1 protein-coding gene is annotated in these 1,381 nt (G+C 37.8%); it reads right to left on the bottom strand.

Annotation, left to right across the window (positions count from 1 at the left end; translation table 11 throughout):
• Nucleotides 1–173: 173 nt before the first annotated feature.
• Complete coding sequence (locus tag C3945_RS11660; protein WP_161879819.1) at nucleotides 174–1,280, bottom strand: IS4 family transposase; 1,107 nt, start codon at nucleotides 1,278–1,280, stop codon at nucleotides 174–176.
• Nucleotides 1,281–1,381: the final 101 nt, after the last annotated feature.

The following is a 1,381-nucleotide window of genomic DNA, read 5'->3' as shown; positions in this document are numbered from 1 at the left end:
CACTAGTGTTGCATAAAACTTAGAATAAATGATTTTCATACATTGTTACTTTCATCACAAGTAGTTTTCGTTAAAATTTCCAAAAAAGTCAAGTGCTGGCGCAAGGGATGACTTTTTCCAGAAATTTTTAGGGTTATTCAGTTGTGGATTAGTCCATTTGTATTCTCTTTCACTTAACCAAGGGCGAACGATTCTTTGAAATACGCAAACGGTTCATACTGTAACGCTCTGATTTGTCTCAAAATAGTGAAGAGGCTTGATTTCAAGCGTAATTCCAGTTTCATCAGTAACGTCAGTAAGTAGACAATCATCGCAAGAATCACTTGATTCTCCACGCCTTGTTCAGACTGTGAATAGTACGTTTTAATGGTCAAATGTTGTTTGATGTGCTTAAAAAACAACTCGATCTGCCATCTTGATTGATACATCTTTCCGATGTCCTCTGCTGAAAGATCCATTCGGTTCGTCAAGATACGTAGATTTGATTGATGCTTACGTTCAATCGTTACTAAGCGAAACAAACCTGTCAGGTAAGTCGATTTTCCCAGCTGAACCAATTGATCACTAATAATCCCTGATTCATGAGACACTTCCAAGTGCGCTTGAACATGAACGGCTGTATTTTTTTTAATGCGGGAAACGAAAAAGTAGCCCTCCCAGGTCATTTGATCAAACTGAGCGAAATCCAGATACCCGCGATCAAAAACATAGGTCGCCCGTTTCTCATTGATAAAGACGTTCAAGTGATCATGGTCGTGTTCAGATGCATGGGACAGTTCGAATTGTTCAGGGTGTACCCATCCTTCTTTCATATGACAGACCTTTAAGTGCAGTTTGATTCCCGACTTAGTCGGGCGAAACGTGCCCCAGGGATACCGTGTTTTATTCAGTGAAAAAGTGGATGAATCAATTAAAAACACGCGTTCTTTTGATTGCACCGCTGTTTTTTCATGAACCAACGACAGTAATTGCGTAAAAATATCCATCAATACAGAGGGGTCGATCTTTCGCAGGGCACGGGATAATTGAGAATAGCTAATGGACTCAATATCAATCACTTTTTTTAATTTTGGGTTGACCAACTGTTGATCCAAATGCCGTAGGCTATCGGTTTCATCATTAATCGCATAGAGAAAGAGTTTCAGAACTTTCTTAAATGTTAACTTTTTTGAATAGCGATTAAACTGACTGATAGTCTGTCGAGACGATTCACTTAATGTTTCTAAAGAAATGTAGGAAAACCATTTATTTATGGTCATTTTTGTTTTATACTTATCCATGTTGTAGTCCTTTGTTTTGGTCTTGGATAAGTCATCCAACCCCATTATAAAGGACTTTTTTATATCATGAAACAGTTAAATTTTTAATGCAACACTAGTGA

Source organism: Alkalibacterium sp. MB6 (assembly GCF_009935905.1).
Taxonomy (GTDB): Bacteria; Bacillota; Bacilli; order Lactobacillales; family Carnobacteriaceae_A; genus Alkalibacterium.
This window is presented reverse-complemented; position numbering and strand designations above follow the sequence as displayed.

What these genes read in the sequence shown, in the direction of transcription:
- C3945_RS11660 (WP_161879819.1), bottom strand. Translation starts at nt 1,280, where the DNA reads ATGGATAAGTATAAAACAAAAATGACCATAAATAAATGGTTTTCCTAC.